We start from the raw sequence: 14,491 nt of genomic DNA on the forward strand, positions 1-14,491 counted from the left end.
TCGCAAGATGCGGTCGCGGGGATCATGACTTCAGGATACTGATGGGATGATGTTGAGCCGCGCAGGCATGTCATCGAGACAAAGGCTCTGCCGGTCCGATATTGAAGTTTGTTTTTCTCGCGCTGCAAATCATGAAGGGGCGCACGGCCCCTTCATGATCAGGCGTTTACAACCAGGCTCTTTCCCCGCCGCGCCACAGCCCCTACCGCACCCAGCCCCAACAGCAGCATCCCGTAACTAGCCGGTTCCGGCACCGCCGCAACGGTATAGCCGAACGTGAACGTGGCCGAATTCCAGATGGCGTCAGCCCCCGCCACGCCGTCGATGTTCTCCGCGAATTCCAGGCGCAGGATGCCATCCTGGCCGACGCTGAAGCTGTAATCTCCCTGTTCCGCCCCCGTGTCGAGGTGGCGGAAATCCACGCTGCCCGAATACTGCGCCGTTCCGGCGTGATAGCCGCCGTCCGGATCGGCCAGGAAGCTGGGCAGGAAGTAAAGCTGGTTCCACTGCTGGCTGTCGCTGAGCTGCACGAAGGCTTCGTTCAGGAAGCTGCCCTCGTTCGCGGTCAGCGTCACGTCCCATGCGAACGTGTTCAAATGCGACTGCGCGCCAAGGTCCACTTCCACCACCGTATTGCCTTCCCAACTGAGGTAGGTGTTGCTTGCCACGTCTGACAAGGTGACGGTCTTCGTCAGGTCCGCCGCGTTGGCGGCCCCTCCGATGGCGCATGCCGCGATGGCGGCGAACATCACACTACGTACCGGTTTCAGGTTTTTCACGCACTGCCCTTTCGAGGTTGGGTACTTCAACTGGTGCAAAAAAAATAACATCAGCTGGACAGTTTGGCTGTCCCCCGAAAGTCTAGTCGGCACGCTGCCGAGCAAAATACAACAGCCGGGCCGCCATCACGCCGGACTCGCAGCCCTCTGCCGTACCATCCGCGCAATCGTCACCAGGTTGACGACAGCAATCACCACTTCCAGCGCCGTTCCCCCGATCGAACCGGAAATCACGTTATTGGCGATCCAGAAGCAGGTCCCGACCAGCATCACAAGCCGCATCGGAATGCCCTGCAACAGGAACAGCGCCAGCGTACCCAGGCAGGATGCGCCCAGTGGCAGCCAGTCGCTGGGCTGCTTCGCGAAATACAGCCCGAGGCAGATGTTGATTGCCACGACGGCCAGCGCCACCCACACGGAGCGGGTGCGCAGCGCCAGCAGGGACCGCAATAGCGACATCGTCGAACTGGCCACCGCCGTCGGATTCCCGAGCAGCGCGAAGTGCACCACGTAGGCCAGGCATTCGCCGGCCATGAACAGTTTGAAGCGGCGGTCGTCGGTCTGCAGGAAGGAGCCGACACCGAGGACGAACGCAACGTAGCCGACGCATTGCGCCGGCGAGAACCAGTCGATGGACATGAGTAAGGAGGAAACCAGTGCGGAGCGCGATTATACCGGCCACCCCGCCGCTGTCGCTTAAGTAACAGCGCCCGGCGCTGCACGATCCGTGCGGCTGATGCAAAAGCAGCAACCGTTACGCTTCCGGCAGCAAAAAACCGGCCTGTATGCGTCCAGCCGCGTGGCATGAAACCTGCAAAACAAGGGGTAACCCTTTTCACGACTTGCAGGAGATTTATCGATGACGCAGTTCCCACGCCACCCGATCCGCGTCCAGCGGCTGACGCTTGCCGTCCACCTGGCGCTGGCCGCCATGCACGCCGTCGCCGGTACCGGGGGCGGTCCCGATGCCGCCGAGGCGCAGGATGCCACGCTGCCGGTGGCGTCGGTGGTGATCGTTGGCGCGCAGGTCAACCATGCTATCGCCACGCGGCCGGTCAGCTCGGTGTATGGAACCGATACGAGCCTGCTCGATACGCCGCGGGCCGTGTCGCAGATCTCGGCGGACCAGCTGGCACGCGACGGCATCCGCACCGCGGACGACTTGGTGAAATATGCACCGGGCGTCACCCGCAACGGCGGCCAGAACGTGTCGGTGGCGCCGCTGATCCGCGGCCAGGCTTCGGAGCTGTACCAGGATGGCCAGCGGACCTACAACGTGCGCCACCCGTTCAATACCAACGCCTTCGAAGGCGTGGACATCGTCGCCGGCCCGGCGCCGCAGGTGTTCGGCATTTCGTCGCGCAGCGGCGGCTATGCCAACTACCTGTCGAAGAAACCGGACTTCGAGCGCACGCGCGGCCAGGTAACGGGCCAGGTCGGTACCTGGGTACCGGGCGGCGGCTCGTATGGCGCCCATTCGCTGACATTCGATCTCACCGGCCCGCTGAGCGACACGCTGGCCTACCGCGTCAGCGTCACGCCGCAGCGCGCCAAGGATTATGCGGAAGGCGTCAGCAACAACTACAACGCCTTCTATGGCGCGCTGGCGTGGAAACCGCTGCCTGGGCTGCGCATCGACTGGAATGCCAGCGTCGACGATTACTACGACTTCAACGTCACCCACGGCTGGAACCGCGTCACGCAGCAACTGGTGGACGGCGGCCAGTACTACGGCGGCCGCGCCACGCCGATCATCAGCGTGGGCAGCGGCGCGGCCACCCGCTATTACTCGCCGGTGTATGCGTCGGGCGCCTACAACTCCGCCGTCACCGGCTGGCAACAGCGCACACTGGTCACCAATGCCGCCGGGGTGCGCCAGTTCGTGGCCGGGTCCCTGCTGCCGGCCAGCCAGTGGCCGGGCTTCCTCGCCAATCCCGCCACGCCGGGCACGGTGCGCGGCTGGGTCTACGATCCCACGGTGCAGGGCAATGGCCTGGTCGAACTGTCGGACTCCGCGTATTCGCGGCCGCAGGACCAGAACACGGCGCGGCGCGATACCTCGCAGCTGAAGGTAGCCTACGAATTGAACCGCGACTGGTCGATCGTCAACAGCACGCTGTACCAGCGCTCGAAGGATACCGGCAACTCGGTCGGCAGCTTCTTCACCCAGTTCGAAGACCGCATCTTCGACAACCGCCTGGAACTGCGCGGCAAGGCCGGCACCACGCTGTTCGGCGTGCCGGTCCGCCACGACAGCAATACCGGCGCCAGCTACCGGCGCGAGCGCTACATCACGCGTGCCGCCAACAACAGCTTCACCATCAATCCTTATGACCTGACGGCACCGCTGGAGCTGAAAACGCCCGCCACGCTGCTTGGCCTGCCCACGCCGGCCGGTCCCGGCTCGTGGATCGGCACCGTCGGCGTACCCCAGTTGTCCGGCGCGTTCGGCTACCTGAATCTGCCGGCAATGTATCCGGCCGGCGGCGACTTCTATTCAGAGCGCGGCGGCTCGCCGGCCGCCGGTGGCGCCGTCTACACGTCGGATGGCCGCTGGACCAACCTGGCGCTGTTCACGCAGCAGAATTTCCTGGTCGCGGAACGCTACGGCATCAACATCGGCCTGTCCGGCACCCGGGTCGATGCGGACATCCACAACCCGGTCTTCGTCACGCCGGCGCAGGAAGTGCGCGACGGCAAGCGCTTCTACCTGCCGGCCGCCCAGGTCAGCCTGCTGTTCAAGCCCACGCCATCGAGCACGCTGTACATCACGCACGACCGCTCGTATGCGATCAACACGGGCGGTTTCGCGGACGTCCTCACGTGGGGCGCGAACAACCAGCTCAACCCGCTGAACTTCCGCAGTTTGAGCCGCCTGCTCGAAGTGGGCGCGAAGGCGGAACTGATCCCGGATCGCCTGCACGCCACCATCGCCGCCTATCGCCAGAAACGCGATACGGCACCGCTGACGGACGGTTCGATCCCAAAGCTGGAAGTGCATGGCGTGGATGCGTCGCTGCGCTGGCAGGCCTCGCGCGACGTGGCGGCCGGCCTGAACTACACGCTGCTCAATGCGAAGTACACGTATGTCAGCTACCCGGCCGGTTTCTTCTCGCCGTGGGGCTTCGTGGCCGACAACGCCACCGTGTTCGCGGACGGGAATGCGCTGAACCAGCGTGCCGCCCCCGGCTCCGCGGCGGCACCCGGCATTCCGAAACACTCGCTGACCGGCTACGTGGACGTGAAGTTCGGCGGCGGCTTCGGTTCCGAGGTATCGGCATGGTGGACCAGCAAGTGGGCCACCAGCCTGACACAGACGGCATGGGTGCCGAGCGGGCATAACGTGAACCTGACGCTGTACTACCGCAAGCCGACGTGGGACGTGGCACTGCGCGTGCTGAACCTGACGGACGAGCGCAACTTCGTCAACGGCCTCACCGGCCCCACCACCGAGTTCCTGCAGCCGGGCATTCCACGTGCGCTGCAGGCCACGTTCGCCTACCGCTTCTAGGCTGCGGCCAGGCCCCGCGGACGGGGCGCGGTTGGCTGGACAGCACGGCACTGTTGAAAAATCAGCAGTGCCGCGTTGCGCGCGCAGCATCCATGCCGCCTTTTGCCCCGCCGCGAATGGCACGGCTCTTGCAAATATCTGGATACAGCAAACACGGAGTCAAGCATGAGCAACAAGAACAACGGTGTCAGGATCCTGTGGTACCTCACCGCGCCGGACGGCCAGGTGCCGTGGGAAGCGGACGGCCGCTGGCAGACCGGTTTCGGCCACCTGCAGCAGCTGGCGGGCACGATCGACAAGCTGGGTTACTACGGCGCGCTGCTGGCCACCGGCGCGGACGAGGTCAACGTGCTGGCGGCATCGGTGCTGTCGGTCACGTCGCGGATGAAATTCGTCGCCGCCGTCTACCCCGGCCTGATCGCGCCGGCCAAGCTGGCGCAGATCGCGCAGACGATCAACCGCTTTTCCGGCAACCGGCTGGTGTACAACGCCGTCAACGGCAGCGATGCGATGCTGCCTGCCCAGGGCATCCACCTGGCGCACGACGAACGCTACGCATACAGCCTGGAATACTGGGAAGCGTTCCAGCGCCTGTATGCCGGCAGTACCGAAGGCTACGACGGCAAGTACATCCAGATCGCGCCGCGGCCCGCCAATTTCGGCGGCGGCAGCCAGCGCGGTGCGCCGCCGCCGCGCTACGAGCCGTTCGAATTGTGGGGCGCGGGCACGTCGAGTGCCGGCGTGGCGCACTCGGTGCGGTCGCTGGACGTGTACCTGAGCTTCGCCAACACGCCGCAAAAACTGGGCGACAAGTTCCGCAATGTCGGCGCCGAGGCGGCGAAGATCGGCCGCCAGCTGGAATACGGCACGCGCCTGCAGATCATCGTGCGCGAAACGGAAGAAGAGGCGTGGGAGTATGCCGAGTACCTGGTCAGCCGCACCTCCGTGGAGTATGCGCGCCAGTCGATCGAGCGGCAGCTTCCGCCCGGCGAGAGCTTCGACACGTACGTCAGCCCGGACCCGCAGGTGAACCGCAACCTCGAGCAGATCCGCGCCGGCCGCCTGCCGAAGGCGCGCGACTACGAGATCTATCCGAACATCTGGACCGGCCCCGCCCTGCACGGCTTCAACGTGCTTGGCCCGGCGCAGGGCACCACGCTGGTCGGCAGCGCCGAGAACGTGGCGGCGCGCATCCGCGAATTCCAGGAACAGGGCGTGGGCACCTTCATCCTGTCGGGCTGGCCGCTGATCGAGGAAGCGTACCGGGTGGCGGACCTGCTGTTCCCGCTGCTGGACCTGGACCATGGCTTCGACGTGCCGCTGCTGTCGCCGCATAAACGCCGGAGTGTTCCCGCGGCGGCACCGGCGCTGCCGGCAGCCGCCTGAGGGGCCGGCCATGACGGAACCGACTTCGCGCAGGCACTTCCTGCAGGGCGGCCTGCTGCTGGGCGCCGCGGCACTGGGCGGCAGTGCCCTGCTGGCCGGCTGCGGCAGGGAGCAGGCGGCCACGCCCGCCGCACCGGTGGACGACACGCCGCGCCGCGGCGGCAGGCTGCGGCTCGGCATCGTCGACGGCAGCCAGAGCGGCAACCTGGATGTCCACAAGCCCGTCGGCAGCGGCATCATCCGCGGCTTCGCGCTGTACAGCAAGCTGTGGGAGTGGAGCGAGCACATGACGCCGGAACTGGCGCTGGCCGAGGAGGTGAGCATCAACGCCAACGCCAGCGCGTGGACGATCCGGCTGCGCAAAGGCCTCGAATTCCACCATGGTAAAACCATCACGGCGGACGACCTGATCTTCTCCGCGCGCCGCCTGTCCGATCCGGAATTGGCATCGCCGTACGCGGCGCTGGTCAGCCGCATCGACCGCGACAACATCGTCAAGCTGGACGAGCGCACGATCCGCGTACCGATCAAGCATGGCGCCGGCTTCCTGCCGCTGCCGGACGGCTGGGTCAATTTCGGCGGCATCGTCCCCACCGATTACCACCCGGTCACCAATCCGGTCGGCGCCGGGCCCTACAAACTAAAATCGTTCAACCCCGGCCAGCGTTCGCTGTTCACCCGCTTCGACAATTACTTCAAGCCCGGCCAGCCGTATGCGGACGAGCTGGAAATCATCGAATTCAAGGACCAGACCTCGCGCGTGGCCGCCCTGCTGGCCGGCCAGATCGATACCGCCTATGCGTTGAGCCCGGAGCAGGTGGTGCCGTTGCGGGCCAACGGCGGCGCGTCGGTGCTGGTCAGCCGCACGCACGGCTGGCACGGCTTCGAAATGAACCTCGACGCCGAACCGTTCCGCGACGTGCGCGTGCGGCAGGCCTTCCGGCTGCTGGCCAACCGCCCGGAACTGGTGGCGCGCGCGCTGGGCGGCCATGGCCGCATCGCCAACGACCTGTACTCGCCGCTCGACCCCACGTTCAACAAGGCGATTGCCCAGCGTCCGCACGACGTGGAACAGGCCAGGGCGCTGCTGCGCGCGGCCGGCAAAGCGGACCTGCGCCTGGAACTGGCCGCCGGCCCGGGCGGCGCCCCGGCGGCCCAGGTGTTCGCCAACCAGGCGAAGCTGGCCGGCGTCGACGTGCGCGTGCGCCAGGTCGATGCCGCCACCTACAACGGCCCGCTGCGCGACAGCTGGGCGATGAGCACTACCTACCGGCTCGGCGGCGAATTCCTGCATACGGCGTCGATCACGGATGCGCCACTGGCGGCCGTCAACAAGACCCACTTCAAGGATGCGCGCTTCGCCGAATTGTTCGAACAGGCGCTGGGTGAAACGGATGTGCTCAAGCGACAGGCGCTGGTCCACGAGGCGCAGCAGATCCAGCACGACCGGGGCGGCCTGCTGATCTGGGGCTTTACCGACGTGGTCGATGGCATCGCCGCCAACGTGGGCGGCGCGCGGGCCGAGCGCTCGCACTTCCCCACCTGGCGCTTCGACGACCTGTGGCTGAGGAGCTGACCATGGCACATGCCTCGTCACCGGCGATCGCAGGTCCGGCAGAGACATCGGCACCCGCATCGCCACCCGCAACCGCACGCCAGGCCTGGCCGTGGCTGCGCTGGCTCGGCACCCGGCTGCTGGCCGGCCTCGGCGCCGTGCTGGCGATCAGCGTCATCGTATTCGGCGCCACCCAGGCATTGCCCTCGGATCCGGCGCGCATGGTGCTGGGGCCTGAGGCGACGGAAGCCTCGGTGCGCACGCTGCAGCGCCAGCTGGGGCTGGACCGCCCGGTGCCAGTACAGTACCTGGCATGGGCCGGGCAGCTGCTGCAGGGCGACCTGGGACGATCGCTCGATTCGCACGTACCGGTGGCGGCGCTGGTGCAGGCCCGTGCCGCCAATTCGCTGGTGCTGCTGGGCTGCGTGCTGGCCGTGCTGGCACCGGCCGCCGTCGCCATCGGCGTCGCGCTGGCATTGCGGCGCGACAGTGCGCTGGACCGCCATGCCGTGGCGCTGCTGATCGCCCTGAAGGCGATCCCCAATTTCGCGCTGGGCATCGGTCTGGTGATGCTGTTCGCCACCACCGTGTGGCGCGTGCTGCCCGCCGTGTCGCTGCTGGAACCGGGGCGCTCCCCATGGCTGCAGCCGCAATTCCTCGTCCTGCCGGCCGTCACGCTCGTGCTGGCCGGCCTGCCGCACCTGGCAAGGCTGGTGCGCTCGGCGATGATCGAGGCGCTGGATGCCGACTACGTGCAGGCAGCCCGCCTGCGCGGCGTGCCGGAACGCGCGGTGATCTGGACCCACGCCCTGCCGAACGCGCTGATCCCGGCGATCCAGGGCCTGGCGCTGACGCTCAGCGTGCTGCTGGGCGGCACCCTGGTGGTCGAAGTAGTGTTCACCTATCCGGGCCTGGGCAGCGCGCTGAACGCGGCCATCGAGATGCGCGACCTGCCGGTGATCCAGGCCATCGTGCTGCTGGTCGCGGGCGGCGTGGTGCTGATCAATCTTGCGGCCGACCTGCTGACCGTGCTGCTGACGCCGCGCCTGCGTACCGCGGTAGCGGGAGGCGCATGAACTCACCTTTTTCGATGGACCAGTCTTCCACCTCCCGCTGGCTGCGCCAGCCTCAGCTGCGTGCCGGGGCGATCCTGACGTTGCTGGCACTGCTGGCTGCCGTCGCCGGTCCCTTGCTGGCGCCGCACGGCGCCGCCGATTTCGTCGGCGCCGTGTATGGCGCCCGCGCGCCGGGCGCCCCGCTGGGCTTCGACTACCTGGGCCGCGATGTGCTGTCGCGCCTTCTGCTGGGCGGCTGGTCGGTCGTGTGGATGGCCAGTGCCGCCGCCCTTGCCGCGCTGGCGGCCGGCACCGCGCTGGGCCTGGTGGCGGCCTACGCGGGCGGGCGCACCGACCGTGCGCTGGGCTGGAGCGCCGATGTGCTGCTGGCTTTCCCGAACCTGATCCTGGTGCTGCTGGTGGTCTCGCTGCTGGGCCGCGAGCCGTGGCTGATCGTGCTGACGGCCGCGCTGGCATTCGTCCCCGGCGTGCTGCGGCTGGTGCGCAGCCTGGCGCTGGGCGTGGCCGCGCAGGAATTCGTGGAAGCGGCGCGGCTGCTGGGCTACCGGCGCCGGCAGATCCTGCTGCGCGAAATCCTGCCGAACCTGCTCACGCCGCTGCTGGTGCACTTCGGCACCATGCTGTCGTGGGCCGTCACGATCCTGTCCGGCCTGAGCTTCCTGGGCTATGGCGTGGCGCCGCCGGCGGCCGACTGGGGGCTGATGATCAATGAAAACCGGGCCGGCCTGCAGGCGCAGCCGCTGGCGGTGCTGGCGCCGGTACTGATGATCGTGCTGTTCGCGCTGGGCGCCAACCTGCTGGCCGAAGGCCTGGCACGCATCCATGCGAGGACCGAACGATGAACGCACCGGCACGCCTTGCCACACTGGCATCGGCCGCTCCGGCCACCGTATCGCCTGCCACCGCTGCGCTCCGCGTGGCCAGCCTGCGCGTCGCGCTCGACGGCGGAACTCCCATCGTGGCGGACATTGCCTTCGACCTGGCGCCGGGCCAGGTGCTGGGCCTGGTCGGCGAATCGGGCTCCGGCAAGACCACGCTGGCCACCGCATTGCTGGGACACGTGCGCAAGGGTGCGCGCATCGTTTCGGGAACCGTGACCGTAAATGGCCACGACATCCTGGGTGCGGACGAGCGCACGCTGCGCCGCCTGCGCGGCAAGCTGCTGGCCCACGTGGCGCAGGATCCGGCGACGGCGCTCAACCCGCTGCACCGGCTGGGCCGCGCGCTGGATGAAGTGCTGGCGCTGCACGAAGCGGGGCTCGACGCACAGGCGCGGCGCGCACGCATCGGCGAAACCCTGCACGACGTGGGCCTGCCGGACGACGACGCGTTCCTGCGCCGCTTCCCGCACCAGCTCTCCGGCGGCCAGCAGCAGCGCGTGCTGCTGGCGCTGGCGTTCCTGCCCCGCCCCGCGCTGATCGTTCTGGACGAACCGACCACCGCGCTCGACGTGACCACCCAGGCACGCATTCTCGACACGATCCGCCAGCTGTGCACCAGCTACGGCACGGCGGCGATCTACGTGTCGCACGACCTGGCCGTGGTCAGCCAGCTGGCCGACCGGGTGCTGGTGCTGTATGCGGGCCGCATCGTCGAAAGCGCGCCGGCCGCCGGGCTGTTCGGCCGTCCAGCGCATCCCTACACAAAAGGCCTGCTGGCGGCGATTCCCGACATCCGCAAGGCCAGCTCGCCACGGCCGATTCCCGGCCAGGCACCAACGCCCGGCCAGCACGGCGGCGGCTGCGCCTTCGCGCCCCGTTGCGCCTGGCGCGGCGCCGGGTGCGACAGCGTGCCGGCACTGGCCAGCGTAGGCCCGGGGCACGCCGCGGCATGCGCGCGGCCCGAGGCACTGGCCGCCGTGGCGCCGATCCGCTTCGTCGACCTGCCGCCTCCGGCGCCCGCGACGGCGCCGCTGCTGGACGTACGCCATGCGCGCGCCTGGTACGGCGCGCGGCAGGTGCTGTTCGACGCCGCGCTGGCCGTGGCGCCGGGCGAATGCGTGGCACTGGTGGGCGAATCCGGGTCCGGCAAGACCACATTGGCACGGCTGCTGGCCGGCCTTGGCGAGCATGCCGAGGCGGACGTGCGCTACGGCGACGCGCTGCTGGCGATGACGGTCGAAAACCGCAGCATGGCGCAGCGGCGCGACATCCAGTACGTTTTCCAGAACCCCTACCGGGCGCTGAACCCGCGCCAAAGCGTGGGCACGATACTGCGCCACGTCGTGCGCCACCTTTATCCCGGCGAGAGCAAGCCGGACGCGCGCATCGAGGAAGTATTGCGGCAGGTCGCACTGCCGCCGCGGGTGCTGCACAGCTATCCGTCCGCCCTGTCCGGCGGCGAGCGGCAGCGCGTGGCGATCGCACGCGCGCTGCTGTGCAAGCCGAAACTGCTGATCTGCGACGAGATCACCTCCGCGCTGGACGTTTCCGTGCAGGCCGCGATCATCGAGCTGCTGCAGCAGTTGCAGGCCGGCGGCCTGGCGATCCTGTTCGTCACCCACAACCTGGGCGTAGTGCGCTCGCTGGCGGACCGCATCGTCGTGCTGCGCCATGGCCGCGTGGTCGAAGCGGGCGACACCGGCCAGGTGCTGGAACAGCCGCGCCACGAATACACCCGCACGCTGGTGGGCGACTCGCCCAGCATCCATGCATTCCCTTCCCCCTGACTTTTCCGACGGACCGCATATGAGCATCGACTTCTTCTCGCGCCTGCCGCTGCACGGCGAAACGCAATACCTGCCCGGCGACAGCCGCAACCGGGGTGACTGGCATGGCCTGGGCCGTGGCGCCACCACCGGAGCCGTGTCCGACTTCGCGGTCGGCGACGACTTCGGCTACATCGACTACCTGTCGCAGGTAGCGAAAGGCGCCGAACTGGCCGGCTTCGGCGGCGTGCTGATGGTGAACGCGCCGACCGGCGAAGAGCCGTGGACGGTGTGCTCGCTGCTGGCCAGGGAAACGCGCCGGCTGCGCTTCGTGACCGCCTTCCAGCCTTTCCACTTCTCGCCGTGGGCGGCCGTGCAGATGGCCGCCACGTACCAGCGCGCCAGCGGCAACCGCCTGGTATGGAACATCATCAATGGCGGTTCGGAAGTGGTGCAGCAGCAGGTCGGCGACTTCGTGCCGCACGACGAACGCTATGCGCGCGCCACCGAGTTCATGGACGTGGTGCGCGGCTACTGGAACAGTGCCGATTTCCACTACGAAGGCAAGTACTATCGCGCCAGCGGCGGCGGCCTGAAAGGGCCGCTGGCCAAGGCCGCGCTGCCGCTGATCTGCACCGCCGGCTCCTCCGAAGCGGCGCGCGAGTTCGGTGCCAAGCATGCCGATTACTACCTGATGCGCGCCGAGCGCCCGCACGAGGTGGCCGAGCTGATCGCCGACGTGCGGCGCCGCGCGCGCCAGTGGGGCCGCGAGGATGCGATCCGCTTCGGCCTGTCCATCGACGTGATCGCACGCGAAACCGAGGAGGCGGCCCATGCCGAGGCGCGCCGCTTCTTCGACGAGGCGAAACAGCGTGGCGCGGCCAAGGCGGCCGCCGCCCATGCGGGGCTGCGCTCGGCGCGCAAGCTGGGTTACGAGACCGAATTCCGGCGCGGCGAGGCCACTGAAGAAAAAGACCGCAGCTACGACGAGTTCTTCATCCACCCGAACGTGTGGGCCGGCTTCGGCTACATCGGCATTCCTCCCGGCTGCGCGCTGGTGGGCAGCTACGCCAACGTGGTCGAACGCATCCGCGAATACCACGGCGTGGGCATCGACCTGTTCTTCCTGGCCGGCTACCCCCACCTGGAGGAAGCCTATCGCATCGGTGAACACATCCTGCCGCATTTCCGCGCCCAGCGCGCCGCCGCCGCGGTGGCCGAACCTGGCAGCGCACGCCAAGACACGCTGCCGCTGGCGGCGAACGGGTAGGCCTTCAGGCAAGAACGGTGACGCTCGCGGCGTCACCGTTCTTGCTGCTACGCGGCGGCCAGTTCGCGCCGCGCAATCTCCTCGCGCACCGCACCGATGATGTAGCGCCCGTAGTCGATCGCATCGTGCAGCGGGTCGTAGCCGCGGGTCAGGAAGGTGGTCACGCCGATGTCGTGATAGGCCAGCAGCGCCTCGACGATGGTTTCCGGGGTGCCCACCAGCGACGTGGAGTCGGTGCCGCCGCCGATCGCTGCGGAAGTTCCCACGAACAGGGCCTTGTCGAACACTTCGCCGCGCGCGGCAAGGGCCAGTTGCCGCTGGCCGCCGCCGCTCTGGCCACGGTCGCCGCCGGGCAGTCCGCCGGCCTGCGCCGTGTTGCGTTCCAGTGCCGCCACGATCGCGCGGGCCCGTTCCCAGGCAATATCCTCGGTGGGGCCGATGATCAGCCGCACCGACAGGCTGACGCGCGGTACCGGCTTGCTTTCCGCGGCGGCGATGCCGCGCAGCTTGGCGATGCGCTCGGCCGTATCGGCCAGCGGTTCCGCCCACAGCGCGTACAGGTCGGTATGGCGGACCGCGACGCGGTAGGCGGCGTCCGACGAACCGCCCAGCGACACGGGAATATGGGGCTTCTGGATGGGCTTGACGGGCGAGAACGCATTGCGCAGCGAATAGTACTTGCCGTCGAAATCGAACGGCGCGTCTTCGGTCCAGGTCCGGCGCACGATCTGCAGGTACTCGTCGGCCCGTGCATAGCGCTCGGCCTTGTCGGCCAGCGTGTCGCCGTATTCCGCCTCCGGTGCGAAGCCGGTGATGGTGTGCAGGCGGATGCGCCCGCCCGTCACCTGGTCCAGCGTGGCAAACGCGCGGGCGGCCTGCACCGGGGGCGCCACGCCGGGTCGGTGCGCGATCATGAAGCCCAGGCGTTCCGTCTGCGCGGCGGCAAAGCCGGCCAGCACCGCCGGATCGCCGCCGCCGCTGGCGATCAGCACCCGGTCGAATCCCGCGTGCTCGTGGGCGCGCGCGAGATCGCGCAGGTAAGCCAGGTCGATCGGTGCACGGTAGGCCGAACGCGGCGCCAGCTGGTTGCGGGGAAACAGGCCGCCAACGAATTCAACGGGCATGAATCTGCTCCTTCGCGATGTTCCAGCGCGCCGCGTGGGGCGTGCCGGCGTGGGCATCAGGATGGTGGATGCGCAGCACGTCGGCCAGCGGCGCCGGATCGATCCACTGGTCGATATCGAAATCGTGGTCGATATAGCGCCACTCCAGCAGGAAGCGCTTCTGCTCGGCCAGGCCGGCCACGTACGACGGCCGCAGCGACGGCAGCAGGCTGCGGTGCAGTAGCGGGCCATGGGCGCCCAGCACCTCGGCCGCGGTATGTCCGGGCACATCGGCGGCGACCAGGGTGGGTACCTCGTCGCCGTGCGTGGCGGCCCAGCGTGCGCCCTTGACCAGCACGGCCAGGTAGCGCCGCACGATCTCCGGATGGCGGTCGAGGAAGGCGCGGTCCACGGTGATCGGGCGCGGCGTGCCGTGATTGACGCGCTTGAGCGGATCGTCCTGGCAATTCAGGTCGATCACTTCATGCAATGCCGGATCCTGCACCGCCGCGTAGCCCTGCGCACCGCGCAGGAAGATGGCATCGACGTGGCCGGCGCGCAACGCGTCGAGCTCCACGTCGCGCGCGGTCAGGCGCTGCGGAAATTCGAAATCGGGCCGCTCGATGTGGACCCACTTCGCCATGCGCGGATCGAGGCCGCCCAGCTCCAGCGCCGTGACGAAGCCGCGCTGGGCACTGGCGCGCTGCAGGTCGATCAGTGCGCGCCGGCGCAGCGGCAGGCCGAGGCGGCGGCCGCGCAGGTCGGCCGGCGTGCGGATGCCGCTGTCGCGCCGCACCAGGATGCCCTGGTACTCGTCGACCCAGGTAATGCCGATGACGACGGCGCTCTGGCCTTCCGAGCGGGCCCAGATCGCCGCGATGTTGCCCCCCTCGCGGATCAGGCCCGTTTGCCCGTGGTGATAATGCGCCAGCCGGATGTCGCGGCTGGCCGCATCCTCGAGCGCGCGCAGGTCCGTGCCGCCGTCGGCGAACGCTTCCTGCAGCCAGCCCTTCTGGACAGCGAGGCCTGTTGCGGTGGCGCCACCACGGTGGCTGTACCAGAGTTCGACGGGAGAGTGAGTGGGTGGAGTCATGTGGGGTTGGTTGGGCCGAAGATGCCGCGGGTGGAAGATACCTATCGATAGCAAGCCCCGCGCCAGCCCCT

11 protein-coding genes are annotated in these 14,491 nt (G+C 68.4%); 7 read left to right on the forward strand and 4 right to left on the reverse strand.

The genetic code is table 11. From position 1 onward, the window contains the following. Positions 1-158: 158 nt before the first annotated feature. Both FHS02_RS30285 and FHS02_RS30290 read right to left on the reverse strand, forming a co-directional pair. Complete coding sequence (locus FHS02_RS30285; RefSeq protein WP_175424859.1) at positions 159-779, reverse strand: FxDxF family PEP-CTERM protein; 621 nt, start codon at positions 777-779, stop codon at positions 159-161. Positions 780-905: 126 nt separating this feature from the next. Continuing rightward, positions 906-1,418 carry a YgjV family protein gene (locus FHS02_RS30290; RefSeq protein ID WP_217496839.1) on the reverse strand — a complete coding sequence of 171 codons (513 nt, stop codon included), beginning with the start codon at positions 1,416-1,418 and terminating at the stop codon, positions 906-908. A gap of 220 nt (positions 1,419-1,638) precedes the next feature. On the opposite strand from FHS02_RS30290, the gene FHS02_RS30295 reads away from it, so the two are divergent. The 7 genes from FHS02_RS30295 to FHS02_RS30325 all read left to right on the forward strand — a co-directional run bounded on the left by FHS02_RS30295 (position 1,639) and on the right by FHS02_RS30325 (position 12,224). Further along, a complete protein-coding gene (locus tag FHS02_RS30295) occupies positions 1,639-4,290 on the forward strand; it encodes a TonB-dependent receptor (protein WP_137315095.1) in 2,652 nt (883 codons plus the stop codon). Positions 4,291-4,455: 165 nt separating this feature from the next. Then, positions 4,456-5,676 (forward strand): LLM class flavin-dependent oxidoreductase, encoded by a 1,221-nt coding sequence (locus FHS02_RS30300; protein WP_137315096.1) that lies wholly within the window; start codon positions 4,456-4,458, stop codon positions 5,674-5,676. A gap of 10 nt (positions 5,677-5,686) precedes the next feature. After that, complete coding sequence (locus tag FHS02_RS30305; RefSeq protein WP_137315097.1) at positions 5,687-7,252, forward strand: ABC transporter substrate-binding protein; 1,566 nt, start codon at positions 5,687-5,689, stop codon at positions 7,250-7,252. A gap of 2 nt (positions 7,253-7,254) precedes the next feature. Then, positions 7,255-8,307 (forward strand): ABC transporter permease, encoded by a 1,053-nt coding sequence (locus tag FHS02_RS30310; protein ID WP_137315098.1) that lies wholly within the window; start codon positions 7,255-7,257, stop codon positions 8,305-8,307. Next, positions 8,304-9,149, forward strand: coding sequence for an ABC transporter permease (locus FHS02_RS30315; RefSeq protein ID WP_217496840.1), 846 nt, complete (start codon positions 8,304-8,306; stop codon positions 9,147-9,149). Before FHS02_RS30310 ends, FHS02_RS30315 begins: the two co-directional genes overlap by 4 nt. Then, complete coding sequence (locus tag FHS02_RS30320; RefSeq protein ID WP_137315099.1) at positions 9,146-10,975, forward strand: dipeptide ABC transporter ATP-binding protein; 1,830 nt, start codon at positions 9,146-9,148, stop codon at positions 10,973-10,975. Before FHS02_RS30315 ends, FHS02_RS30320 begins: the two co-directional genes overlap by 4 nt. A gap of 19 nt (positions 10,976-10,994) precedes the next feature. Beyond that, positions 10,995-12,224: an LLM class flavin-dependent oxidoreductase gene (locus FHS02_RS30325; RefSeq protein ID WP_137315100.1), complete on the forward strand. Its 1,230-nt coding sequence runs from the start codon at positions 10,995-10,997 to the stop codon at positions 12,222-12,224. Between the two features lie 47 nt (positions 12,225-12,271). On the opposite strand, the gene FHS02_RS30330 is transcribed toward FHS02_RS30325, so the two are convergent. Next, positions 12,272-13,348, reverse strand: a complete 1,077-nt coding sequence (locus FHS02_RS30330) for an LLM class flavin-dependent oxidoreductase (protein WP_137315101.1) — start codon at positions 13,346-13,348, stop codon at positions 12,272-12,274. Beyond that, positions 13,338-14,420 carry an ABC transporter substrate-binding protein gene (locus FHS02_RS30335; RefSeq protein WP_137315102.1) on the reverse strand — a complete coding sequence of 361 codons (1,083 nt, stop codon included), beginning with the start codon at positions 14,418-14,420 and terminating at the stop codon, positions 13,338-13,340. Before FHS02_RS30335 ends, FHS02_RS30330 begins: the two co-directional genes overlap by 11 nt. Positions 14,421-14,491: the final 71 nt, after the last annotated feature.

Source organism: Pseudoduganella umbonata (assembly GCF_014192225.1).
Lineage (GTDB): Bacteria > Pseudomonadota > Gammaproteobacteria > Burkholderiales > Burkholderiaceae_D > Rugamonas > Rugamonas umbonata.